Origin of the sequence: Phocaeicola vulgatus ATCC 8482 (genome assembly GCF_000012825.1) — a bacterium.
Lineage (GTDB): Bacteria > Bacteroidota > Bacteroidia > Bacteroidales > Bacteroidaceae > Phocaeicola > Phocaeicola vulgatus.
The window spans coordinates 2,642,226-2,665,968 of the sequence record NC_009614.1; the positions used below are offsets into that span (position 1 = coordinate 2,642,226).

Annotated in this window: 16 protein-coding genes; 6 read left to right on the forward strand and 10 right to left on the reverse strand. The window is 43.1% G+C overall.

The window, feature by feature from the left end; translation table 11 throughout:
• Nucleotides 1-252: 252 nt before the first annotated feature.
• Complete coding sequence (locus BVU_RS10330) at nt 253-1,815, reverse strand: Gfo/Idh/MocA family protein (protein ID WP_011965420.1); 1,563 nt, start codon at nt 1,813-1,815, stop codon at nt 253-255.
• A gap of 382 nt (nt 1,816-2,197) precedes the next feature.
• Here BVU_RS10330 and metA point away from each other — a divergent pair, with 382 nt between their 5' ends.
• The 3 genes from metA to BVU_RS10345 are packed head-to-tail and all read left to right on the forward strand — an operon-like array spanning nt 2,198 to nt 5,890.
• Entirely contained in the window at nt 2,198-3,115 is a 918-nt protein-coding gene (gene metA, locus BVU_RS10335) for a homoserine O-acetyltransferase MetA (RefSeq protein WP_005842582.1), read from the forward strand.
• Nucleotides 3,112-4,941: a peptidase U32 family protein gene (locus BVU_RS10340; protein WP_011965421.1), complete on the forward strand. Its 1,830-nt coding sequence runs from the start codon at nt 3,112-3,114 to the stop codon at nt 4,939-4,941. Before metA ends, BVU_RS10340 begins: the two co-directional genes overlap by 4 nt.
• Nucleotides 4,928-5,890 (forward strand): zinc ribbon domain-containing protein, encoded by a 963-nt coding sequence (locus tag BVU_RS10345; protein WP_008667982.1) that lies wholly within the window; start codon nt 4,928-4,930, stop codon nt 5,888-5,890. The genes BVU_RS10340 and BVU_RS10345 overlap by 14 nt, the downstream gene beginning before the upstream one ends.
• A gap of 240 nt (nt 5,891-6,130) precedes the next feature.
• On the opposite strand, the gene BVU_RS10350 is transcribed toward BVU_RS10345, so the two are convergent.
• The 5 genes from BVU_RS10350 to radA all read right to left on the reverse strand — a co-directional run bounded on the left by BVU_RS10350 (nt 6,131) and on the right by radA (nt 13,181).
• The gene (locus BVU_RS10350; protein ID WP_011965422.1) at nt 6,131-8,557 is read right to left on the reverse strand and encodes a TonB-dependent receptor; all 2,427 of its coding nucleotides are present in this window, start codon (nt 8,555-8,557) and stop codon (nt 6,131-6,133) included.
• Nucleotides 8,558-8,726: 169 nt separating this feature from the next.
• Complete coding sequence (locus BVU_RS10355) at nt 8,727-9,347, reverse strand: response regulator transcription factor (protein ID WP_005848856.1); 621 nt, start codon at nt 9,345-9,347, stop codon at nt 8,727-8,729.
• Nucleotides 9,348-9,474: 127 nt separating this feature from the next.
• A complete protein-coding gene (locus tag BVU_RS10360; RefSeq protein ID WP_011965423.1) occupies nt 9,475-11,118 on the reverse strand; it encodes an NAD(P)/FAD-dependent oxidoreductase in 1,644 nt (547 codons plus the stop codon).
• 5 nt (nt 11,119-11,123) lie between these two features.
• The gene (locus BVU_RS10365) at nt 11,124-11,774 is read right to left on the reverse strand and encodes a DUF1847 domain-containing protein (protein WP_011965424.1); all 651 of its coding nucleotides are present in this window, start codon (nt 11,772-11,774) and stop codon (nt 11,124-11,126) included.
• Between the two features lie 39 nt (nt 11,775-11,813).
• Nucleotides 11,814-13,181 (reverse strand): DNA repair protein RadA, encoded by a 1,368-nt coding sequence (gene radA / locus BVU_RS10370; protein WP_005842575.1) that lies wholly within the window; start codon nt 13,179-13,181, stop codon nt 11,814-11,816.
• A gap of 527 nt (nt 13,182-13,708) precedes the next feature.
• On the opposite strand from radA, the gene thrA reads away from it, so the two are divergent.
• From thrA to thrC, 3 genes are all read left to right on the forward strand, one after another.
• Nucleotides 13,709-16,141 (forward strand): bifunctional aspartate kinase/homoserine dehydrogenase I, encoded by a 2,433-nt coding sequence (thrA, locus tag BVU_RS10375; RefSeq protein WP_005848849.1) that lies wholly within the window; start codon nt 13,709-13,711, stop codon nt 16,139-16,141.
• Between the two features lie 4 nt (nt 16,142-16,145).
• The gene (locus tag BVU_RS10380; protein ID WP_005848847.1) at nt 16,146-17,357 is read left to right on the forward strand and encodes a cofactor-independent phosphoglycerate mutase; all 1,212 of its coding nucleotides are present in this window, start codon (nt 16,146-16,148) and stop codon (nt 17,355-17,357) included.
• Between the two features lie 90 nt (nt 17,358-17,447).
• The gene (gene thrC / locus BVU_RS10385; RefSeq protein ID WP_011965425.1) at nt 17,448-18,749 is read left to right on the forward strand and encodes a threonine synthase; all 1,302 of its coding nucleotides are present in this window, start codon (nt 17,448-17,450) and stop codon (nt 18,747-18,749) included.
• 591 nt (nt 18,750-19,340) lie between these two features.
• Here the strand turns inward: thrC and BVU_RS10395 are convergent.
• The 4 genes from BVU_RS10395 to BVU_RS10410 all read right to left on the reverse strand — a co-directional run bounded on the left by BVU_RS10395 (nt 19,341) and on the right by BVU_RS10410 (nt 23,723).
• Nucleotides 19,341-20,348 carry an ABC transporter ATP-binding protein gene (locus tag BVU_RS10395; protein WP_011965426.1) on the reverse strand — a complete coding sequence of 336 codons (1,008 nt, stop codon included), beginning with the start codon at nt 20,346-20,348 and terminating at the stop codon, nt 19,341-19,343.
• Nucleotides 20,348-21,379, reverse strand: coding sequence for an iron ABC transporter permease (locus tag BVU_RS10400; RefSeq protein ID WP_011965427.1), 1,032 nt, complete (start codon nt 21,377-21,379; stop codon nt 20,348-20,350). The genes BVU_RS10395 and BVU_RS10400 overlap by 1 nt, the downstream gene beginning before the upstream one ends.
• A gap of 115 nt (nt 21,380-21,494) precedes the next feature.
• The gene (locus BVU_RS10405) at nt 21,495-22,631 is read right to left on the reverse strand and encodes an ABC transporter substrate-binding protein (RefSeq protein ID WP_011965428.1); all 1,137 of its coding nucleotides are present in this window, start codon (nt 22,629-22,631) and stop codon (nt 21,495-21,497) included.
• Nucleotides 22,632-22,634: 3 nt separating this feature from the next.
• Nucleotides 22,635-23,723 (reverse strand): YncE family protein, encoded by a 1,089-nt coding sequence (locus BVU_RS10410; protein WP_011965429.1) that lies wholly within the window; start codon nt 23,721-23,723, stop codon nt 22,635-22,637.
• Nucleotides 23,724-23,743: the final 20 nt, after the last annotated feature.

A 23,743-nucleotide genomic window follows, 5' to 3' on the forward strand; every position in this document is an offset into this window, starting at 1 on the left:
GGGTCTGCGTGTTCCAGTTCCTTTTCACCCTTTCTGTATACTTCTTTGACAAAATGGCGTGTCGGATTGAATTTGACACTGTCGAAGTGCTTTGGCCGGAAATTATAAGAATGCCGGTTACATCCTTTTTTTGATTCTCGATAAAATCCGGAAACGGTTGTTGTTCGGACGGCATAAAAAATGTGCCTGAAGAATTGGGCTGCCTTTTATGACAGAGTGACTTCCGGCACATTTTTTCTTGTTTATTCCTGTTTATTTCTTTTTCTTCTTAGCTTCTTTCGCCCATTCTTTAGCTCCCTGCTCTTTCAGTTTCGCGGTGAAAGCCTTTGCTTTTTCCATGTTTGCGTTTTCGTCTTCGGGTGAAGCGTATGCATGTTTGTAACCTTTGGTCACGTTCCATTCACCTCGTGTGAAGTCCGGGAAGGCTACTGCCGCACAGCCGTTATCCATAGAGATAGCTCCCAGTTCGGCCAAACAGCACCATTCGGCCAGGTCATATACATCCATGTCCAAAGGCAGTCCGTTTTGCAGGCAATATACCAGACGGCTGTCCATGATGAAGTCCATACCGCCATGGCCGCCGACTTCTTTTGCCATTTCACCATATTTCTTTAAAATAGGATGCTGGTATTTCTCAACAAGTGCTTCCATTTCTGCCTGAGGTAAGAATCCGTGAGAGTTCAAATCGTCTACTTTGGGTTGCACACCCGATGCGGTCAGTTGTGCTGCATCCAAAGCATATCCTTCAACGGGATATTTATTGGCAAACCCTTTGCTTCCTGTCAGTTGGTACAGGCGGTTGTAAGGTTGGGGAGTCATTACATTATGTTGGATTTCAATAACTTTTCCATTTGCTGTGCGAAGCAGGGTGGTGGTATGGTCTCCGTTACGGAATTCTTTACATTCTTCGCCGGTTCTCTTCTCCACTAAATCTTTACCAACAACAGATTTGGTGTCCATAGCTACTAAAGTGGTTATACGGTCACCACGATGGATATCCAATGCTTGTGCTACAGGACCCAGGCCGTGAGTGGCATATACATCACCCCGGTGTTTCATGTTATAATCCAAACGCCATCCCAGTTTGTCTTCTTTGCCGTTTTTCCAATAATGATCCCAAAACGGGCTTAAATTGTGAATGTAGGCTCCTTGGGCACGGATTACTTCGCCAAATACACCTTGTTGTGCCATATTCAGTGTATTCATTTCAAACCAGTCATAGCAACAGTTCTCAAGAATCATGCAATGCTTGCGGGTTTTTTCACTCAGGTTGATTAAGTCCCAGCATTCTTGCAGGTTCATGGCCGAGGGAACTTCAATAGCTACATTTTTACCGTTTTCCAATGCGCATTTTGCTACCGGGAAATGATGCAACCAGTCTGCGGCGATATAAACTAAATCTATGTCTGTACGTTTACATAATTCTTCATATCCCTTTTCTCCGGAATAAATGGCAGCTTTCGGCATAGATGCTTTCTTTAGGATATCCTGACATTTTTCTGCACGGGATGCTTCATAATCACAAAGGGCCACAATTTGTGTACCGGGAATATAAGTGAAGCGCTCTACGGCTCCGGGGCCTCGCATTCCCAATCCGACAAATCCTACGCGGACTACCTCCATTTTAGGGGTGGTTAAGCCTAATACGCTTTTCTGGCCGGTCGGACGTTCAGGAGTATCAATCACAATGGTTCCTTTGTCCCATGTCCAGGAATCTCCTGAACTTACGGTTTGTGCTGTCGTGGTTTGTGGTAAGCACATGCATAGGGTTGTACCCATACATAAGCTTATCATCAATGATTTAAAGGTTCTCATACTTTTTGAATTTAAAGATTAAAATTTAAAAATATAGGTTGTTTCTTGAGTCAACCACTTGAAACTTAATTATATTTCATGTTAATAATAAGAATATTTTTTATTTTTGCGCTCAAAGATAATTAATCTTTTTTGATTATGGATATAAGTTCGTCCTCTTTTTTCTAAGAAAAAGGTGAGTTAATAAATAATATGAAAGAAGGGAAAAAGTGGAATCAAGACAGAAGTTGTGAAGGTATGAGTGAAAATCTAAAAATAATCAAGGTTTGTTGATCGAAAACGATCAGGGAAAGGAAATAATTTAGTTCAAAAGATCGTTTAATAAGGAGAATTGGCGGGATTTTTTTAATTTTGCACTTACAACTAATTAACAGATAAGAAAATGCCGTTAAATTTACCCGATAAACTACCTGCTATTGAATTGCTGAAGGAGGAAAATATCTTCGTCATAGACAATTCACGTGCCAGTGCACAGGATATTCGTCCGTTAAAAATCGTGATATTGAATTTGATGCCGTTGAAGATAACGACAGAAACGGATTTGGTACGTTTGCTTTCCAACACTCCCTTGCAGTTGGAAATATCATTTATGAAGTTGAAAAGCCATACATCGAAAAATACGCCGGTAGAACATATGAAAGCATTCTATCATGACTTTGATTTGATGCGCGACGAGAAATATGACGGGATGATTATTACGGGAGCTCCGGTAGAGCAGATGCCGTATGAGGATGTGAATTATTGGGATGAGATTACTACTATTTTTGATTGGGCGCGTACTCATGTTACCTCAACTCTTTATATTTGTTGGGCGGCCCAAGCCGGGCTTTATCATTTCTATGGAGTTCCCAAATATCCGCTGAAACAAAAAATGTTTGGTATTTTCCGTCATCATATCAATGTACAGGGATTGCCCATATTCCGTGGTTTTGATGATGAGTTTTTTGTACCACATAGCCGTCATACCGAAATACACCGTGAGGATATTCTGAAAGTAAAAGAGTTGGCTTTAATAGCTGAGTCTGATGAGTCTGGGGTTTATATGGCTATGGCTCGTAATGGGCGTGAATTCTTTATTACCGGGCATTCGGAGTATTCTCCTTATACGCTTGATACGGAATATAAGCGTGATTTGGCGAAAGGGTTGCCTATTGAAATGCCTGTAAATTATTATAAGGACGATAATCCGGACAATGCCCCGGTGGTGCGTTGGCGCGGACATGCCAATTTGTTGTTTTCTAATTGGTTGAACTATTATGTATATCAGGAAACCCCGTTTGATATAAATCAGATACGATGATCAGACAACGAAAAATAGAATTATTAGCTCCTGCTAAAAATCTGGAGTGCGGTATTGCAGCTGTTGATCACGGTGCTGATGCCATTTATATTGGTGCTCCCCGTTTCGGAGCACGTGCGGCTGCGGGGAATTCATTGGAGGATATCGCTGAGTTGGTGCGGTACGCTCATGTGTATAATGTCCGTATCTATGTGACGGTGAATACGATTCTGAAGGATGAGGAACTGAAGGATACGGAAAAAATGATTTGGGATTTATACCGTGCCGGAGTGGATGCTTTGATCGTGCAGGATATGGGATTGTTGGAATTGAATCTGCCCCCTATACCGTTACATGCCAGCACACAGATGGATAATCGTACTCCTCAAAAAGTAAGATTCCTGGCTGAGGCAGGTTTCCGTCAGGTGGTATTGGCTCGTGAACTTTCTCTTGTTGAAATAGGAAATATCCATCATGCTTGTCCTGATGTGCCTTTGGAGGTATTTGTACATGGTGCTTTGTGTGTAAGCTATAGTGGACAATGTTATGTTAGTCAGGCTTGTTTCGGACGTAGTGCCAATCGGGGAGAATGTGCCCAGTTCTGTCGCCTTGCTTTTGATATGGTAGATGCGGACGGTAAATCTATAGTAAGGAATAAGCATTTATTGTCTCTGAAAGATTTGAATCAGAGCGAAGAGTTGGAGCAATTGCTGGATGCCGGAGCTTCTTCCCTGAAAATAGAGGGACGTTTGAAGGATGTATCTTACGTTAAAAATGTAACAGCTTATTATCGCCAGAAGCTGGATAGTGTTTTCAAACGTCGTAAAGAGTATATCCGTGCTTCATCGGGGAAAGTGAAATTAGAGTTCAAACCTCAATTGGATAAGAGTTTCAGTCGTGGTTTTACTAATTATTTTCTTTTTGACAGGAATAAGGATATTTTTTCTTTTGATACTCCCAAGTCTTTAGGGGAGGAGATGGGGACAGTGAAGGAAATTCGTGGTAATTATCTTACCGTAGCCGGAATCAAGTCTTTTAATAATGGAGATGGCGTCTGTTTTTTGGATGAGACTGGTAAGTTGCAGGGATTTCGCATAAACCGGGTGGAGAATAATAAGTTATTTCCTCAAGAGATGCCTCGGATAAAGCCCCGTACGATACTTTATCGTAATTTTGATCAGGAATTTGAGAGGTTGATGTCGCGTAAATCAGCTGAAAGGAAAATTGCTGTCATTTTAAAATTGGCTGAAAATAATCGGGGCTTTACTCTGTCTCTGACCGATGAAGATGATCACAGTGCCAGTGTGGTGCTGGAAAGGGAGAAGGAACGTGCCCGTACTCCGCAGGAAGATAACTTGCGTACACAACTTGGAAAGTTAGGAAATACTCCATTTGAAGCGTCAGATATAGTGATTGACTGGTCGGACAATTGGTTTATTCCAGCTTCTATGCTTGCCGAACTTCGCCGTAAGGGAATAGAGAAACTGCTGGAAGTGCGCCGTATTAACTATCGGCAGGAAATTTACAAGTTGCCTCGAACGCATCATGCTTTTCCTGTGAATGAATTGACTTATTTGGGAAATGTGATGAATGCTGATGCTGTTTCCTTCTATAGGAATCATGGCGTGCAGCGTATTGCTCCGGCTTATGAAAAGGCTCCGGCAGAAGAAGCGGTATTGATGTTTTGCAAGCATTGTTTGCGTTATAGTATGGGATGGTGTCCCTCTTGGCATAAAGTGCGTTCTCCTTATAGGGAACCTTATTATTTGGTTAGCTCGGATAACAGACGTTTCCGCTTAGAGTTTGATTGTAAGAATTGTCAGATGAAAGTCTATGCTGAAAAGTAAGTACATCGGATTACTGTTTTTGGTGTTGGCTATTTTAATGGCTTGCCAATATCCTTCACCTGTTACTCCGAGTGGGGATATGCCGCAAAAGAAAAGGGATTCTGTCAATTATTTGATAGAACGGCATTATACATTAAACAGTAATTTTGAGGTTACTTCAGATTCGCTTATGTTACAGCAACTGCCATTGGTTGATGTGCTTCCTGTTTTTAAAGGAGAACGGCTGGTGGTAGCGGAGTTTATGATACAAGCTGCTGATAGTGTGGATTCTGTATGGGTAAAGGTAGCACGGGACCAGGAAACAATGGGATGGATACATGAAAAGGAATTGTTGGAGAAAGTAGTTCCTGTGGATTCAGTGTCACAGTTTATTCATTTTTTCAGTAATTCTCATACCATCGCTTTCTTTGTCATATTAGGCTTTTTCGGTATTTGGTATATTCATAGGGCTATTCGTCGCCAGAAGCTGCAATTAATCTGGTTGAATGATATTGATAGCGTTTTTCCTACAGTTCTTTCTTGGTTGGTAGCTACAGCAGCTACGCTTTATGCCAGTATTCAGCATTTTGTTCCGGGAACTTGGGAGCAGTTTTATTATAATCCTTCTTTGAATCCTTTTAGCTTACCTTTTATTCTTTCTCTTTTCATGTTTAATATTTGGGGGATTATTCTTGTGGGGTTGGCTACTTTGGATGATTTGTTTCATCAGACACATATTGAAGCTGCATGTTTTTATTTGTTGGGATTGATGTCCTGCTGTATCTTTTTATATTTGTTTTTTACATTTACTACGTATTACTATTTGGGTTATCCATGTTTATTGGTATATGCTGTATGGTCATTTAATCGTATAAAGCATGCTTCCCGGTATAAATTCAGTTGTGGAAATTGTGGGGCGAAGATAAAGAATAAAGGAGTGTGTCCTCATTGCGGCGCTGTCAATGAATAATTTTATTGTTTGTTTCTTTTGACAAAGGCTCAAGCAGTTTTCTATTGTAAACAGCATTTTCTCTATGTACATACACTAAAACAAATAGGTTTGTTCTAGAAGCTATGGGTATCATTTACAGCAATAATAAAGTTCTTGCTTTTCTTGGTGTGACAGAATAAAAAATAAACTTGATTTGGTAAATGTGGAAACAGAAAGGGAGTTCGTGATGAACCCCCCTTTCTGTTTTTGCAAGAATGGTTAGAAGTGATAACGTATATCCACTCCCAGTTGTAAAGGCCTGCTTTTTTGTTCGAATCCTCTATGCATGGTTTCAAAATAGAAGGTTGTATAATCCTTGTTGGTTAAATTACGTCCCCATACATCTATCTGTAAAGCTTTTGTCTGCAAAGAAATGCGCCCGTTCAGTGTTCCGTAAAAACTTTGTGAGACATTGTTTTTTTCAGTCCAATAAATTTTTCCTGCTCCGGTATAGCTCATGCCTAAAGTCAGGCTTTGCATCCAATTGCTTTTATCGAAAAAGAAACTATAATTTGCGCCTGCATTCATGGTATGGCGGGGAACAAATGGTACATAATTGCCGCTATAATCAATTTGCTCTTCTGATGATGTAGTACCTCCGTCATATTTTTTGAATGTGGAATGAGTATATCCATAACTTACATTCATATTCAGGTTTTTGTTGATGGATGCCAGAAAGCTGGCCTCTACTCCATAACTTTCGCTACTACCGGCATTGACCATCATTCGTCCCAAGCCACTATTGACAAATTTGGCGATTTGTTGGTCGTGGGTATCCATGTAGAATGCGGCAAGGTCGGTCTTCAGTTTGCCGTTGAACAAACTGAGATGTGATCCCACTTCGTAATTCCAGCTGTACTCGGGCTTGTAGACAGTTGTTTCTTGTACGTTCAATTCTTTTCCGTAGTTGGGCATGTGTTGCTTGATCATTCCTTCTATCATACCTGCCATAGATTCTGGTGCCTTGTCTAGTATGGCTTCAATCATTTTTTGTTGCATGTCACTTTGTATCAGTTCTGAAAACATCTGTACGTTATAACCTCCGGAACGATATCCTCTGGTTATGCTTACATACATATTGTTTGCAGGGCTGAAATCGTATTTAAAAGCTAGCTTGGGAAGTAGCTGTACATAGTCGTTTTTTTCTTTTCCTTCCAATAGCGGTGCGGCATTCAAATTCCTGAATGGAATATTAAGGGGAGGCATTGCCATTTTAAGAAAGAAATCGAAATCAATATTACTATCCGAGAAATAATTCATAGACATTTTTTCATATTCCAAGCGCAAACCTGCTGTTACTGAAAGGCCTTTCACAAACAGGTCGTTGAATGTAGATTGGTGGTACAGTGCGGTGCTGAATACCGGTGTGTCAAAACTTCCACTTACGCGGATACGGTTGTTCAAAACGTCCAGACTCATTTCAGGGGTACGGCGGGGATCGTCTAAATGAATTTTCTTGAAAGTATTGTTGATGTTTCCTTCGATCATATCGGTCACTCCGTCCTCCATGAAGTTTACCGGACCGGTGGTATGTAGCCATTGATAAAAACCACTAACCCCTGTAACCCATTGCCAGCGCTTGTTGTTTTTGCTTTTAAAAGTAATTTCTTCACTGATGGTATTCAGACGCTGCTTCTGCTCAATGGTATAAATGCTGACAGGCAGGAAATCCTGGTCCATAAACATACGGTCGTTTAAATTCTGGAATCCTGTAACAGCGCTTAAGATAAACTTTTGCGCCTGGTATTCAATATTCAAACCGGTATTGAACAGTCCACGGCGATAAGTACAATCCTGATCGTATGAAATCTTCCCTATGTAGTTTTTATATTTTTCATTCTCTTTGTCGTATCCGTCTATAGCTCCTGTATAGTAATAAGGGTATCCCCCTTCGTCATTATAATCATAGCCTATGGTGAAGTCTAGTTTTAAGTTTTCTGAAGGCAGCCAGATAGCATGTATTCGTCCGCCTCCCGCTTCCATATTATCTACTTTTTTCCCATTGAGCGAATTGCGGAAGAATCCGTCTGATCCCTCATAATAACCACCGGCGGAGAAAGCGAAACAGTCACTCCAACGGTGGTAGTGGGTTAATGAAGCACTGCGGTAGTTACTTTTTGTTCCATAACTCAGTTTTACGTCTGTTCCCTGATAGGAGAATGGAGAGCGGGTATGTACCTTGATTAGTCCCCCCATGGTATTGCGTCCGTACAAGGTTCCTTGTGGACCGCGAAGAATATCAATACGTTCTATATCATAAAAATTGAAATCAAATGCAGATTTGTCAATGTAAGGGATATTGTCCACATACAAACCTACCGCAGGAGTATTGATACGCGATCCGATTCCCCGGATGTAAATGGCTGAGGTGAGTCTTGAACCATAGTCGGGCATAAAGAAATTGGGTACCAGTGAACTCACGTTCTTTAAAGTGGTGATTTGGTTTGCTTGCATATCTTTTTGGGAGAGTAAAGATACGGCTGTAGGAAGTTCCCTTAATTTTCCGGTTTCTTTAGGTGAAGCGATAACTACCACCTCTTCTATATCAATGACTTTTGTAGTGTCCTTAGGCAGCGTGTTGATATCTTCAGCAAAAGTTGTTGCAGCCAGCAGGCAGGATGTAATGAATAAAATGTTTTTTCTCATATTTATTGTTTGGTTTTATTTGATACATCACGGATAACCAGAGTTGCTACAAGTTTCTACCAGGCGGAAAATTTATATATTCCACTCTGTATAATCCATGATGGAGAATGATTCCGGCTGCAAAGTAACGGTAAACCTGATATGTGTGCAATCCTAATAAATGAGGATTTTATATTCTGTCTGCTTCAATGTAGCCATTCATCACAGCATAAACGGTAAGACCGGAAACAGACTTGATGCCCAGTTTTTCAGTAATGTTCTTGCGGTGGGAGATAACGGTGGTCAGGCTGATATTAAGTTTGTCGGCTATCTCTTTGTTGATAAGTCCTTTGGTGATAAGTATCAATACTTCTATTTCCCGGACAGACAATTCATGTTCCGTTTTTTCTATGTGCATTGCTTTATCTGCTGCTTGTTTTCTTGCCTGATGTCCATATTGGCGCAATTGATGGATGTCTTTTATCAAAGAACCTTCATCTTGGTAGATATTCAGTTTGGGAACACCGGATAATTGAGGCTGGTTGTCACCTCCTGCTAATACAATTGTTTTTGGTTTACGAAGTAAAAAGAAGGAAGTATGTTCAAAATAGATTTGGGCAGAGATAAAATAATGGGCATACATGTCCGGTGTGTCATCCGTCAGCTCACCAAAGGAATGGAATACACGGATAGTAGCCATTGGAATGATATCTTCCAAAATGTTTTTTAACCCCAGGCAAGTGAGGGTATTTGGGTCTACTATGGCTATTTCGGGATGATGCATGATGTTTTCTTTGGTGCAAAGATACATATCTTTTATAAAAAACAGATTCATAAAGACAAAGAAATCTTCTTTTAGGCAACATCACCAATCATTTATTTGTAGGGGCGCATTTGAATGCGCCCGCATATGTGCTGTAAATCATTTTCGGATAGGTTCAATCTGTCATTACTCCTAAATAAGTGGCTGCTGCTTCAGCACATTTTTCTCCATCGATACCTGCTGAAACAATTCCTCCGGCGTAACCTGCTCCTTCTCCACAAGGAAATAACCCATTGACAGTGACATGTTGCAGTGTCTCATTATCTCGCAGGATCCGTACCGGAGCCGACGTGCGTGTTTCTACACCAATCATCACTGCTTCATTGGTCAGGAAGCCATGGCTGCTCTTTCCGAATTGTTGGAAACCTTTGCTCAAACGGTCGGTAATGAATGCAGGCATCCAAAAATGCAGGGGAGAGGAAACTAATCCCGGACTATACGAACTGTCGGGTAAATCATAGCTTAGTTTTTTGCGGGTGAAGTCCACCATTCGTTGTGAAGGTGCGGTTTGGCGCATATTGCCTTGCTGCCAGCAGGAGGCCTCCAATGCTTCTTGGAAATACATCATGGTTAATGGACAATGGTCGGTAGTCCATTGACCATGATTTTTATTAGTGGCTTTTAATTCTTCACTTTTCGTTTTTAATTCTTCTGTAAAAAGATTATTTTCCGCCAGATCTTCCGGCCTGATTTCTACCACCATGCCGGAGTTGCTCCATTTGGAGCCGCGGTTGCTGGGACTCATGCCGTTTACTACAATCTGATGCGGACCGCTTGCGGCAGGAACAACAAATCCTCCCGGACACATACAAAAACTATAGACACCACGTCCTTCTACTTGTGTCACAAAGCTATATTCAGCGGCAGGCAGATACTTTCCACGTCCGTTTTTATTATGATATTGTATTTGGTCAATCAGCATGGACGGGTGTTCCAAACGTACTCCTACTGCAATTCCTTTGGTTTCCATCTCTATACCATTGTCATACAACCACCGATACACATCCCGTGCGGAATGTCCGGTAGCCAGAATAACAGGTCCTTTGAAAGTCTTTCCGGTATTTGTTTCTATACCTGTGATTTTGTTTTTTTCTATAATAAGGGAATCCATTCGTGTTTCGAAATGCACTTCACCACCACATTCTATGATGGTATTCCGCATATTTTCAATCACACGCGGCAACTTGTCTGTACCGATGTGGGGATGGGCATCTGCCAGGATGGAGGTACTGGCGCCATGTTGGCAGAATACATTCAGAATTTTGTTCACATTCCCTCGCTTTTTGCTTCGGGTATAGAGTTTGCCGTCTGAGTAGGCTCCTGCTCCTCCTTCTCCGAAACTGTAGTTGCTTTCAGGGGCAACTTTGTGCTCACGGCTGATACGGGCGATATCTATTTTTCTATCGCGTACATTCTTACCTCGTTCCACTACGACAGGCCGGAGTCCTAACTCTATTAATCGCAAAGCAGCAAAAAGTCCGCCCGGTCCTGCTCCCACGACAATGACTTGTGGTTTCCCATCTACCTTATTATATATAGTACGGGTGAACTCCTCATCTTGTGGCATTTCATTAATATATAGGCGTATTTTCAAATTTACATAGATGGTGCGTTGACGTGCGTCTATGCTCCTTTTTAAGATGCGAAGGGCATGGATGGTACGTATATCCAATCCCTTGTCATGTCCGATGAACTGTTTCAGTGACTGTTCGTTGGCTGCTTGTTCAGGCAAGACTCTTATTTGAAATTCCTGTATCATGGTTCTTATTTGGATTGTTCGCCTTCCGGCATTAATTTTTTACGGTAATAAGAATTGGCGGTATATAGTGCGGCGGCAGGGTTGTGTCCTGTCACACGGTCTTTGGTCACTAAAGTTGTAGTATAGGCATTAGAGTACTTGTAGAATAAACTGTCATGTCCCACACATAGTCCGATAACCACGTTCAACTCTGTATATGCTTGGTTGAGAAGGCGTGCTTGTAGGATAGGGTTACACATTGCCGCACCGATTTTTTCACATTCTTTGGGGATTCCGATAGAGGATTTGGCTATTCCGGCTACTTTGCAGATTACTGAATATACCTCAAAGCCGTTAGCACGGAGGATGCGGGCAAAAATACGGGCTTCATTCACCAGTCCGATACAATAGGCAATTCCTAGTTTTTTATATCCCATCTTGCGTGCGAAAGTCATGATTTCTTCCACACGGGTTAATCGGCAGTAACCTTCATATTCCACTTCGGCACTGGCTGCCATTATCTTGTTGTTGTCGTTATATTGTTTCAACGCCCATTCCAAATCTTCTTGTTCCAAATGGGTAGTCAGACAAAATTCAGGGTAAGTGCGCTCTTTGAACTTGCAGTTCTGTGTGCCGCAGTCTATGCAGGTCGGGGGGTATGATTGTTCTTTTGTCATTTTATATCATTATTCAAATTAAGTTTTCTCTTATTTATCTCATCCAAACAAAGCTCGGAACGCTTCTTCTACCTTCCTTACCGGAATGATTTCTATCTTTAATTTTGATGTATCCATTCCTTGCAAATTATGTTTCGGTATAAGAATTTGTTTGAAACCTAATTTCTCTGCTTCTCCGATGCGTTGCTCAATACGGTTTACAGGTCGGATCTCACCACTCAGTCCTACTTCACCCGCCATGCAGGTGTCACGTTCTATTTCCGTATCCATATTGCTGGATAGAATGGCACTGATGACAGACAGGTCGATGGCCGGATCATTCACTTTCAATCCACCTGCGATATTCAAAAAGACATCTTTTTGTGCCAGTTTGAATCCTACCCGTTTTTCAAGTACTGCCAGAAGCATGTTCATACGTCGTAAATCAAATCCGGTGGCAGAACGTTGCGGATTCCCATATACTGCCGAACTGACTAAAGCCTGTGTTTCAATCAAGAAAGGGCGGACTCCTTCTATGGCAGAGGCGATAGCAACCCCGCTCATCCCGTCATGGTCTTGGCTAAGCAACAGTTCGGACGGGTTGCTCACTTGGCGCAAACCGTTTTGGCGCATTTCATAAATGCCCAGTTCGGCGGTGCTTCCGAAACGGTTCTTGATGCTGCGGAGAATGCGGTACATATAATGTTGGTCACCTTCAAATTGCAATACGGTGTCTACAATATGTTCCAGTACCTTGGGGCCGGCAATGCTTCCTTCTTTATTGATATGGCCGATCAGAATGACCGGCGTATTTGTTTCTTTGGCAAATTTTAAAATAGAAGCGGAACATTCACGTACCTGTACCAAACTGCCGGGAGAAGAGTCTATCGTTTCGGTTGAGATGGTTTGAATAGAGTCGATGATCACTAAATCGGGTCGTGTATTCTTGATATGGACGTAAATCTGCTCCAACGAAGTTTCACAGACTATCAGGCAGTCGGAAGAATTATGCGGGATACGGTCTGCACGCAGTTTTAATTGCCGGGCACTCTCTTCTCCCGATATATACAATACTTTTTTGTCAGGCAGATGAAGTACGGTTTGCAGCACCAAAGTGGATTTGCCTATCCCCGGTTCACCGCCCAGTAGAACGAGTGATCCCGGTACTAAACCGCCTCCCAATACCCGGTTCAGTTCTTCGTCGTGCATATCAATTCGAGGTTCGTCCCCTCCGGTAATGTCATTCAGTGTGACAGGCTTGCTTTTTACGGATTCCAGGCCGGATACCGGTCTTTTGTTTGCAGGTTCCTTGCGTATAATTTCTTCTACGTATGTGTTCCATGCACCGCAAGACGGACATTTCCCTACCCATTTGGGTGAATCCTGCCCACAGTTGGTGCATACATATACAGTCTTTTCCTTTGCCATATTCTTACGGGATAATTAAAACAGCGCAACTTGAGGCTGAATTTGTACAAAGGTAAGGAAATAGTTCTGCATATCAACATGGGCAGGATAAAAAAGTTTTGTCTTATTTCTGCTTTAATAAAAACCATTCTTATATTTTATCGCAAAAAAATGGGAAATTGTGATAGATTGTAGGAAATTGTTTTTATATTTGCATCGTTCAAATAAAAAACAGAAGAAGAACAATAATAAAATGACGATATACTATCTCCATACAACCACCACATTAGGGATGGGGCACATGACAACTACAATGTCCACATCCACAACAATGACCCCTCGGGGTTAAGGATAGTATATGTGTTTCTACGTGATACACGCTTACGGACGTAAGCAAAACAAGCTTTTAATTTTATTTTTTTAGTGTAAACAGATACAGTTTCTTTTCGTTGTCATGCTGGGTGAAACGAAAGTAGATTCTTTACCGGACTTGAAATGGCTCGGAGGACAGAATGGCAAAAGAAGCTGGAATAAAAATAGATAATTGCATGAAAGTTATGAAATTCGGCGGGACATCCGTAGGTTCCGTGAACAGCATTTTAAGCGTCAAACAGATAGTAGAGGCAGTTGAAGAGCCCGTAATTGTAGTTGTGTCGGCATTGGGCGGTATAACTGACAAGTTAATCAATACTTCGCAGATGGCTGCCAATGGGGATTCCGCATACGAGAAAGAATACCGTGAAATTGTGAATCGTCACATTGAAATGGTATATACCGTAATTCCGGCAGGTAATGAGCGTACTGTTTTATTGGATAAGGTCAATGAATTGTTGAGTGAACTGAAGGATATTTTTCAGGGAATTTATCTGATAAAGGACTTGTCGTCTAAAACGTCGGCTACTATTGTAAGTTATGGTGAGCGCTTGTCGTCTATTATTGTAGCTTCGTTGATAAAGGGGGCTGTATGGTATGACTCCCGCAACTTCATTAAGACTGAAAAAAAACATGCCAAACATATTCTGGATTCCGAACTGACCACTCGCTTGGTTAAAGAAACTTTCCAGAAATTACCGGAAGTGGCATTGGTTCCCGGATTTATCTCTACTGATAAGAACAGTGGTGAAGTGACCAATTTGGGACGTGGCGGTTCAGATTATACCGCTTCTGTCATAGCTGCGGCACTGAATGCGGATAGCTTGGAAATATGGACGGATGTGGATGGTTTCATGACGGCAGACCCGCGTGTAATCAGTACGGCCTATACCATTAATGAGTTGAGCTATGTGGAAGCGATGGAGCTTTGTAACTTTGGAGCGAAGGTGGTTTATCCGCCGACTATTTATCCGGTATGTCATAAGAATATTCCTATTCTGATTAAGAATACATTCAATCCTCAAGGCGAGGGAACTATCATAAAGCAGGAAGTGAATTCCGGTTCTAAAGCCATTAAAGGTATCTCATCCATCAATGATACGAGTTTGATTACGGTTACCGGTCTGGGAATGGTGGGAGTGATCGGAGTGAATTTCCGGATTTTTAAAGCATTGGCACAAAACGGCATCAGCGTGTTTATGGTATCGCAGGCATCTTCCGAGAACAGTACTTCTATCGGTGTGCGTAATCAAGATGCGGCGCTGGCTTGTGAAGTGCTGAATGAGGAATTCTCCAAAGAAATAGAAATGGGGGAAATCAGTCCGGTTGTTGCCGAAATGAATTTGGCTACCATTGCCATTGTCGGTGAGAACATGAAACATACACCGGGCATCGCCGGTAAGCTGTTCGGGACTTTAGGCCGTAACGGCATTAGTGTGATTGCTTGTGCGCAAGGTGCTTCGGAAACCAATATCTCTTTCGTGGTAGAATCCAAGTCACTGCGCAAATCATTGAATGTGATTCATGATTCGTTCTTCCTGTCCGAATATCAGGTGCTGAACCTTTTTATCTGCGGTACAGGTACGGTAGGAGGCAGTTTGATAGAGCAAATCCGTTGTCAGCAACAAAAGTTGATGCAGGAACGCGGTTTGAAGCTGAAAGTGGTAGGTATAGCCGATGGACATCATGCGTTGTTTACCCGTGCAGGCGTAGACTTGTCACATTATAAGGAAGAGTTGGCAGAGAAAGGAATGCCTTCGTCCACCCAGGTGTTGCATGACGAGATTATAGGTATGAATATATTCAACTCTGTGTTTGTGGATTGTACAGCCAGTGCAGAAGTTGCATCCTTATATAAAGATTTTCTGATGAATAATATTTCGGTGGTAGCGGCCAACAAAATTGCCGCTTCTTCCGAATACTCCGTTTATAGCGAACTGAAACAAATAGCCCGCCGTCGCGGTGTAAAATTCTTGTTTGAAACCAATGTAGGTGCAGGGCTACCCATTATCAACACAATCAATGACTTGATAAACAGCGGAGACAAGATATTGAAAATAGAGGCGGTATTGAGCGGTACGCTGAATTACATCTTTAACAAAATCAGCGCGGACATTCCTTTCAGCAAGACCATCAAAATGGCACAGGAAGAGCGCTACTCGGAACCCGATCCGCGTATTGACCTGAGTGGCAAGGATGTGATTCGTAAACTGGTTATTCTGGCTCGTGAAGCCGGATATAAATTGGAACAGGAAGATGTGGAAAAACATCTTTTTGTACCGAATGATTTCTTTGAAGGCCCGTTGGAGGAGTTCTGGAAGAAAGTACCTTCCCTGGATGCGGATTTTGAATCACGCCGTCAAAAGCTGGAGGATGAAAACAAACGCTGGCGTTTTGTAGCCAAACTGGAAGATGGGAAAGGCAGTGTGTCTTTGCAGGAAGTGGACAGCAAACATCCATTCTATGGTCTGGAAGGCAGCAACAACATTATTCTGCTTACAACCGAGCGATATAAAGAGTATCCGATGATGATACAAGGATATGGGGCCGGTGCCAGTGTGACTGCCGCCGGAGTATTTGCCGATATCATGAGCATCGCTAATATTTAGGCTTATGAAACATATTATTATTTTAGGCGACGGTATGGCCGACTGGCCTGCCGAATCACTGGGAAACAAAACATTGCTGCAATACTCCAGTACACCTTATATGGATAAGTTGGCCGCTATGGGACGTACCGGGAGGTTGGTTACAGTTGCTCCCGGATTTCATCCGGGTAGTGAAGTGGCGAATATGTCTGTTATGGGCTATAATTTACCGAAGGTGTACGAAGGCCGTGGGCCGTTGGAAGCAGCAAGCATCGGGGTGGAGTTGCAACCGGGCGATATGGCTATGCGTTGTAACATTATCTGCATCGAAGATGAGAAGATAAAAAATCACTCCGCCGGACATATCACTACCGAAGAAGCTGATGTGCTGGTTAGATATTTGGAAGAAAAATTGGGTTCTGACCGGATTCATTTCTATACCGGTGTACAATATCGCCATTTGTTGGTGATAAAAGGGGGAAATAAACAATTGGACTGCACCCCGCCCCATGATGTGCCTTTGCAGCCTTTCCGTCCGCTCATGGTGAAGGCGGAAGTACCGGAGGCGCAGGAAACAGCCGGATTGATAAATAATCTTATCCTGGCTTCCCAGGAATTGTTGGCAGATCATCCGGTTAATCAAAAACGTATAGCCGAAGGCAAAGATCCTGCTAATAGTATCTGGCCTTGGAGTCCGGGGTATCGCCCGCAGATGGAACCTCTCTCCGGGAAGTATCCGGCCATAAAGAAAGGGGCTGTTATTTCAGCGGTGGACTTAATCAATGGCATAGGACATTATGCAGGATTACGCCGTATTGCTGTAGAGGGGGCTACCGGTTTATATAATACGAATTATGAGAATAAGGTAGCTGCGGCATTGGAAGCATTGAAGACGGACGACTTTGTGTATCTGCATATTGAGGCCAGTGATGAGGCCGGTCACGAAGGAGATTTTAAGTTGAAGCAGTTTACTATTGAAAATCTGGACAAACGTGTTGTAGGACCTGTTTATGAAGCAGTGAAGGATTGGGATGAGCCTGTGGCTATCGCCGTGCTTCCGGATCATCCTACGCCTTGCGAACTCCGTACCCATACAGCCGAACCTGTGCCTTTCCTTATCTATTATCCCGGTATAGAACCGGACTGTGTGCAGACCTTTGATGAAGTGGCATGTGTGGAAGGCAGTTATGGAATATTGAAAGAAGATGAGTTTATGAATGAATTTATGAAAAAATAATGTGGCAGTTTGCTAATTTGCCCCAATGGCAACCCTCCATGCAAAGCCCTTGGCACATTAGCACATTGACGCATTGAAAAATTGTTTACTATGAAATATTACAGTACGAATCACCAGGCTTCCGATGCTTCTCTGGAAGAAGCTGTAGTGAAGGGGCTGGCTTCTGACAAAGGTTTGTATATGCCCGAGGCCATCAAGCCATTGCCGCAAGAGTTTTATGATCAGATTGAGAATCTGTCGTTTCAGGAAATTGCTTATCGCGTGGCCGATGCTTTCTTCGGTGAGGATGTTCCTGCTGAAACACTGAAGCAGATCGTTTATGATACATTGAGTTTTGATGTTCCTGCCGTAAAGGTAAAGGATAATATTTACTCTTTGGAACTGTTTCATGGTCCTACATTGGCATTTAAAGATGTAGGTGGACGTTTCATGGCCCGTTTGTTGGGCTACTTCATTAAAAAAGAAGGGCAAAAGCAGGTGAATGTACTGGTTGCGACTTCGGGGGATACCGGTAGTGCTGTAGCCAATGGCTTCCTCGGAGTGGAAGGTATTCATGTGTATGTGCTTTATCCGAAAGGAAAAGTCAGTGAAATTCAGGAAAAGCAGTTCACTACTCTGGGGCGGAATATCACAGCGTTAGAAGTGGACGGTACTTTTGATGACTGTCAGGCATTGGTTAAGAATGCGTTTATGGATGCTGATTTGAATGCGCACATGAAGTTGACTTCTGCCAACTCCATCAATGTGGCTCGTTTCCTGCCACAGGCATTTTATTACTTCTATGCCTACGCACAGTTAAAGAAAGAAGGAAAAGCGGATCATCTGGTAGTGTGCGTACCTAGCGGAAACTTTGGTAATATCACCGCCGGACTATTTGGTAAACGCATGGGCTTGCCTGTCAAGCGTTTTATTGCAGCCAATAACCGGAATGATATTTTCTACCAATACTTACAGACCGGAAAATACAATCCTCGTCCTTCCATAGCTACTATTGCCAATGCAATGGATGTGGGAGATCCAAGTAATTTTGCCCGTGTACTGGCATTGTACGGTAACAGTCATGCTGCCATAACAGCGGATATCTCTGGTGCGACTTATGCGGATGAACAGATTCGTGAAACGGTGGGTGAGGTATATCGGGAAACCGGTTACTTGCTCGATCCGCATGGAGCCTGCGGTTATCGTGCTTTATCCGAAGGATTGTCCCCCAGCGAAACGGGTATTTTCCTGGAAACGGCACATCCGGCTAAATTCCTGGAAACTGTGGAAGGCATCATTGGCGACAAAGTGGAGATTCCCGCCAAACTGCAAGCGTTTATGAAAGGAACCAAACAAAGTGTTCCGATGGAAAAAGACTTTGAAAGTTTCAAAGGCTATTTGATGAAAGAATAGCTTTTAGAAATAGATATCTGATAAGAAAAGAGAGGGGCAAAAGTCCAAAGTAACTATCCAATGGTTCACCGTAGGGGCGGATTGAATAGTTACTTTGGGCTTGTTTACATAAAGAACAAAAAAGTTCCGTCACAGCAACGTGCTCATTACTAGTTACTTTCTGTGTAAAAGAATCTCAAACCTCCTTCAATCGGTATGCTTCCGGCTATCGAATCCTGTTACGTATGTAACAAAGTTTGTTCCTACCGTATCTTTCACTCCGTTTCATTTTCACTCCGTTTCATTTGATATTTCACTTGGGTGAAGCAACTGTTTCACTTAGGCGAAAACGGCTGTTCATCTAAGTGAAATCGCCTCTTCACTTGGGTGAAGCAACAAATGCAGATGGGCAAAAATAAGCCTTATGACGCTCTCCTGCAAGGAAGTAACCGCAACTATGGCACAGGAATTAGAACAACCGATATACGTCAAGCCGAATTTGATAGCGGAGAATGGAAAACCGTTTCAGGGGAATTTAGAATATTTTTTCACATTATATTGTTGATTTACAGAGAGATACTGCGCGTGGTCCGGAATGGTTGATGCGTGTCTTTATTTTATTTCTTCCAGCAACTTCCCGAACGAAGTGAATGTCCGTTGTTTCCCGCCCCAGGTGAGGTACAAGGTATCGGGAGCGATGACTTGTAGATGGGGCAGACCGGCAGGAACGTTTTGGGTTTGCAGACAAGTATATCCGTGACGGTTCAGTGCGTTGATAGTCCAGTGCAATAAGGTTTCGTCTGTCGCTTCCACCGTTATTTCCTGCTTTCCATTCACGGTTGGATAGTAGATGCCATGATCATAATCGAACCGGATATTACTGTGTGAGAACAGCGTGTCCATCCGATGGTTCAGAATCATATCTTCCGTCACTCCGCATTGCAGTCCTGTTTCTTTGGACAGCAGCCAAAGCTTGTCCGACAGTACCAGGGCTTGTTCTATGTCATGGGTGGATAGCAGGATGGCCTTGTTTTGCTCCACCGCCAATTGATGCAGCAAAGTCATGATTTCAATGCGGCTCACCACGTCCAGAAAAGCGGTCGGCTCATCCAAGATGATAAGCGGACATTCCTGAACCAATGCTTTGGCTATCATTACCTTTTGCCGTTCTCCGTCCGAAAGTTCGGCGGTGTAGCTTTCGGCTTTGTGGGCAATGCCTACGGCATCCAATGCCTCTTTGATAATGAGATGGTCTTTGGGATGGAGCCGTCCGAAGAAACCTGTATGCGGCTGGCGTCCCAAAGCTACCAGTTCATACACGGTCAGCCCTCCGGCTTGTGTCTTGTCTGTCAGGACCACGCCGATGGTGCGCGAACGTTCCTTTTCCGAATACTGCTGCAAAGGCTTGCCCAGCAATTGCAAATCTCCTGCCAGTGAAGGTTGCGAAGCGGACAGGGTGCGGAGCAAAGTCGATTTTCCGGCCCCGTTTGCTCCAAGCAGACTGGTCAGTTCTCCCGGATAGAGTCCGAAAGAAAGGTGTTCGTGCACTTTCTTTTCTCCTTTGTGGGTACGATAACCTATGCACAGGTCTGTGGCGGTGATGACAGCTTGCTTTTCCATCAGTTGAAGTACTGGATTTTACGTTGGTTCACAATGACATAAATAATAATGGGCGCACCGATGACCGGAGTGACGGCATTCAGTGGAATGATACCTGCCTCGCCCGGCAGAATGCAGATGAAGTTGCAGAGCAGGGCAATGGCTCCTCCCGTCAGCATGGTGACAGGTAGCAGAGAGTTATGGTTGGAGGTTCCCAGCATGAGGCGGGCAATGTGCGGCACAGCCAGTCCGATAAAGGAAATCGGGCCGCAGAAAGCGGTAGTCGTCGCTGTCAGTAATCCGGTGGCGACAAGCAGCAGGTTACGTGTACGGCGGATGTTGATTCCCAGGTTTTCGGCATAGCGTGTTCCCAGCAGCAGGGCATTCAGAGGCTTTATCAGCAGTATGGTAATCAGCAGTCCCGCCATTGTGACCAAGGAGAAAAAGGGAAGCTGCTGCAAAGATACTCCTCCAAAGTTTCCCATTCCCCAAATCATGTAGGAATGCACCCCTTCTGCCGTGGAGAAAAAGTTGAGCAGGGAGATGGCAGATGAAGTGATATACCCTATCATGATACCTATAATGAGCAGCATGATGCTGTTTTTTATCAAAGTGGAGAAGAACAGGATGATTCCCATCACCAGCATGGAGCCTATGAATGCTCCGATAATGACGGACAGGAATCCGGATAAAGTGAATACTCCGGCAGTAATCGTACCTGCGCCTGCCAGCATGACCAAGGCAACTCCCAAACTGGCTCCCGAACTGATTCCCAGTATGGAAGGGTCGGCCAAAGGGTTATTGAATGTGGTTTGCAACATCAGTCCCGATGCTGCGAGTGCCATTCCGCAAAGGAGGGCGGTAATGGCTTGCGGCAGACGGGATTCCCAGACTATGAAACTCCAACTCGCCTTTTCTACTTCATTGCCTGTAAGGATATGCCACACCGCATCGGCAGGGATGTTTACCGAACCGAACAACAGGTTGGCTCCTGTCAATGCAAGGATGAGAAGGAGCAGTATGATACCGTATTTTGTTCCTTTGTTATTCATTGATACTGTTTGGGGGTACGCCCACTGTAGGGAGTGTGTCAAAACTAACCCGGCCTATCCTATCGTCAGCTGTAGGGGCAGCATTATCCACGTTTTGACATAACCCTACGGTGATTTACTCCGCTAATTTAGTGAAATATTTTAATTCATACCCTTCTAAAAGCGTAGGATGGAATATTTTTATCAAATCTTTCAGTAATCGGTCGGGATGGAAAGGGGAATCTTCGTAAAAGTCTACCTTCCCTGTGTTGCATCCATAAATGTTGCGTTCCTTGAATGCACGGAAACCGGTGTATGGAGCATAGTCCTGCTCCAATTCCTTATAAGTCTTGTCAATGGCCTGATTATATTTGATGAGCCAGAAATCTGCATTCTGACCTTTGTCAAACACGGTTTCGAAGGCTAGGGGAACAGAACCGCTATGCTCGTCATCGGCAAACACATAATTGGCTCCGGCATCCGCATAGATGCGTGCAGAGGTGCTTTTACCTCCCGGAACATACCAAGCCGAACCGTTTTTCAGTTCGCTGATAACGCTCGGTGCAGATGAAAGGGGAGCAACCAATGCTTTCAGCTCATTATAGTTTTTTTCCACCTCGGCAAACAAACTGTCCGCTTTTTGTGCCTCACCGAACAGAAGGCCGTAGAAGCGCATCCATTCGGCACGTCCCAATGCCGAAGTTTCCATGTAGTCTGCACATTCGATAATGGGGATGTTGAGTTTTTCCACCCGTCCGTATCCGCCACTGTTCTCGAAAGGGGAGAGCATAATGGCATCGGGGTGCAGGTCGATTATCTTTTCTATATCCGGGTTCATTCCATTCCCTACATCGGCGATGCTTCCTGTGCGGCAGCCATCCTGCACTTCTTGCAGTTTGATATACTTCAAATCGCAGACTCCTCCAATACTTTTCAAAGCACCAATCTGGTTGAGCAATCCGCAATGTACGGATGAGTAAACAACGGCCTTGCTCAATGGCGTGCGGACAAGTGTCCCTTCCGGCAAGTCGGCAGGCAGGGACTTTTCTTTGTCAACCAAGACATAGGTATGCAGTATCCGGGTCGTATCCCATGGATTGCGCAGACGGGCAATGGTATAGTCTTCGGTTGCAGACAGATTGAGGTTTTCTGCATAACGCAAAGGGATTGCTTTTTCTGCTTCTATTACAGAAGCAGTCTTGCTTCTTCCGCCGCAGGAGGAAAAAAGCAAGACTGAAAGCATCAGGTGAATAAAGAGAGAAAATTGTTTCATTGGTTAGTCAATAAATACGGCTGCTCTAGGACTTACACCACCGCTCTCGAATTTTTCAATAAAAGTACCGTCTTTCTTGAAACGATATATATCTCCGTTAGTATTATAATCGGTAGTACCGACATAAAAATCTCCATTTTCAGGATTGATACTCAACATATAAAAGATACGAGTCTTGAGTTCTTCTGGCATTTGTAAAAAACTAGTTTCTTCTTTTTTGTTGGTTTTAGCATTATAAGAATATAATGTATGGTTGGATGTATTTGTATTATAGTCTGTTTCTGAATAGATAACATATACCACATCATTATATTCAGCCATTAATGTGCCCGGTCCAATTTTTTTGTAGGTTTTGTTTTCTTTGTCATAGATTGCTACAGTATAGTCATAATCAGGGTACGGACCACCATATCCTTGGATGAAAATTTTGTCATTAGCTTCTAGTATCCTATCCGGATTCTGGAAAATTTCCACATGCTCTGCTGTATCAAAAGTCTTGATATCAATGATAGACAAACGATTGTCATATCCGAAACCGGAGTTTACCAGATATAGTTTGCCATCTTCTTCAATAATATGCTCGGGATTTTGTCCTACAGCTACCATCTTTTCAAAAGTTAATGTGTTAGCATCCAAACGGGCTACATTACCACTGCTTAAAGTAACGTAAAGTTTTCCGTCTTCAGCAGCCATATAGCGAGGCTGTCCTTGCTCGTCTGTAAAGCTATAACGCGCTTGTTCTACACAAGCTTCATTCAGTTTGCATACATATTTAGAGCCATACATGGATACATAAATATTATTATTATATTTTATCATATCTTGTCCTGTATCTCCTAGTTTGGCTTCATTTTGCTTATAGAAAATGTCATCTATTACATTGTTTCTTTTATCGGGATCATAGTATGTGATGCCGGCATTGTTCTTTTGATAAGAACCTTCATTCAAAATGTAGACACGATTTTCAGGCAATTCCACCTTCGAACCTTCATCGTTTTTTTTGCTGTCATCGTCATCATCACTACATGAGGTGAATGAAACACCCAGCATTAACATACACAGTGTTCCAAAAAATAAGCTTCTTAGTTTCATAATTAATTTTTAAAAGTTAG

What these genes read in the sequence shown, in the direction of transcription:
- BVU_RS10350 (WP_011965422.1), bottom strand. Translation starts at nt 8,557, where the DNA reads ATGAGAAAAAACATTTTATTCATTACATCCTGCCTGCTGGCTGCAACA.
- BVU_RS10405 (WP_011965428.1), bottom strand. Translation starts at nt 22,631, where the DNA reads ATGAAACAATTTTCTCTCTTTATTCACCTGATGCTTTCAGTCTTGCTT.
- BVU_RS10395 (WP_011965426.1), bottom strand. Translation starts at nt 20,348, where the DNA reads ATGGAAAAGCAAGCTGTCATCACCGCCACAGACCTGTGCATAGGTTAT.
- BVU_RS10410 (WP_011965429.1), bottom strand. Translation starts at nt 23,723, where the DNA reads ATGAAACTAAGAAGCTTATTTTTTGGAACACTGTGTATGTTAATGCTG.
- BVU_RS10400 (WP_011965427.1), bottom strand. Translation starts at nt 21,379, where the DNA reads ATGAATAACAAAGGAACAAAATACGGTATCATACTGCTCCTTCTCATC.
- thrA (WP_005848849.1), top strand. Translation starts at nt 13,709, where the DNA reads ATGAAAGTTATGAAATTCGGCGGGACATCCGTAGGTTCCGTGAACAGC.
- BVU_RS10330 (WP_011965420.1), bottom strand. Translation starts at nt 1,815, where the DNA reads ATGAGAACCTTTAAATCATTGATGATAAGCTTATGTATGGGTACAACC.
- radA (WP_005842575.1), bottom strand. Translation starts at nt 13,181, where the DNA reads ATGGCAAAGGAAAAGACTGTATATGTATGCACCAACTGTGGGCAGGAT.
- BVU_RS10365 (WP_011965424.1), bottom strand. Translation starts at nt 11,774, where the DNA reads ATGACAAAAGAACAATCATACCCCCCGACCTGCATAGACTGCGGCACA.
- BVU_RS10340 (WP_011965421.1), top strand. Translation starts at nt 3,112, where the DNA reads ATGATCAGACAACGAAAAATAGAATTATTAGCTCCTGCTAAAAATCTG.
- BVU_RS10345 (WP_008667982.1), top strand. Translation starts at nt 4,928, where the DNA reads ATGCTGAAAAGTAAGTACATCGGATTACTGTTTTTGGTGTTGGCTATT.
- BVU_RS10380 (WP_005848847.1), top strand. Translation starts at nt 16,146, where the DNA reads ATGAAACATATTATTATTTTAGGCGACGGTATGGCCGACTGGCCTGCC.
- BVU_RS10355 (WP_005848856.1), bottom strand. Translation starts at nt 9,347, where the DNA reads ATGTATCTTTGCACCAAAGAAAACATCATGCATCATCCCGAAATAGCC.
- metA (WP_005842582.1), top strand. Translation starts at nt 2,198, where the DNA reads ATGCCGTTAAATTTACCCGATAAACTACCTGCTATTGAATTGCTGAAG.
- thrC (WP_011965425.1), top strand. Translation starts at nt 17,448, where the DNA reads ATGAAATATTACAGTACGAATCACCAGGCTTCCGATGCTTCTCTGGAA.
- BVU_RS10360 (WP_011965423.1), bottom strand. Translation starts at nt 11,118, where the DNA reads ATGATACAGGAATTTCAAATAAGAGTCTTGCCTGAACAAGCAGCCAAC.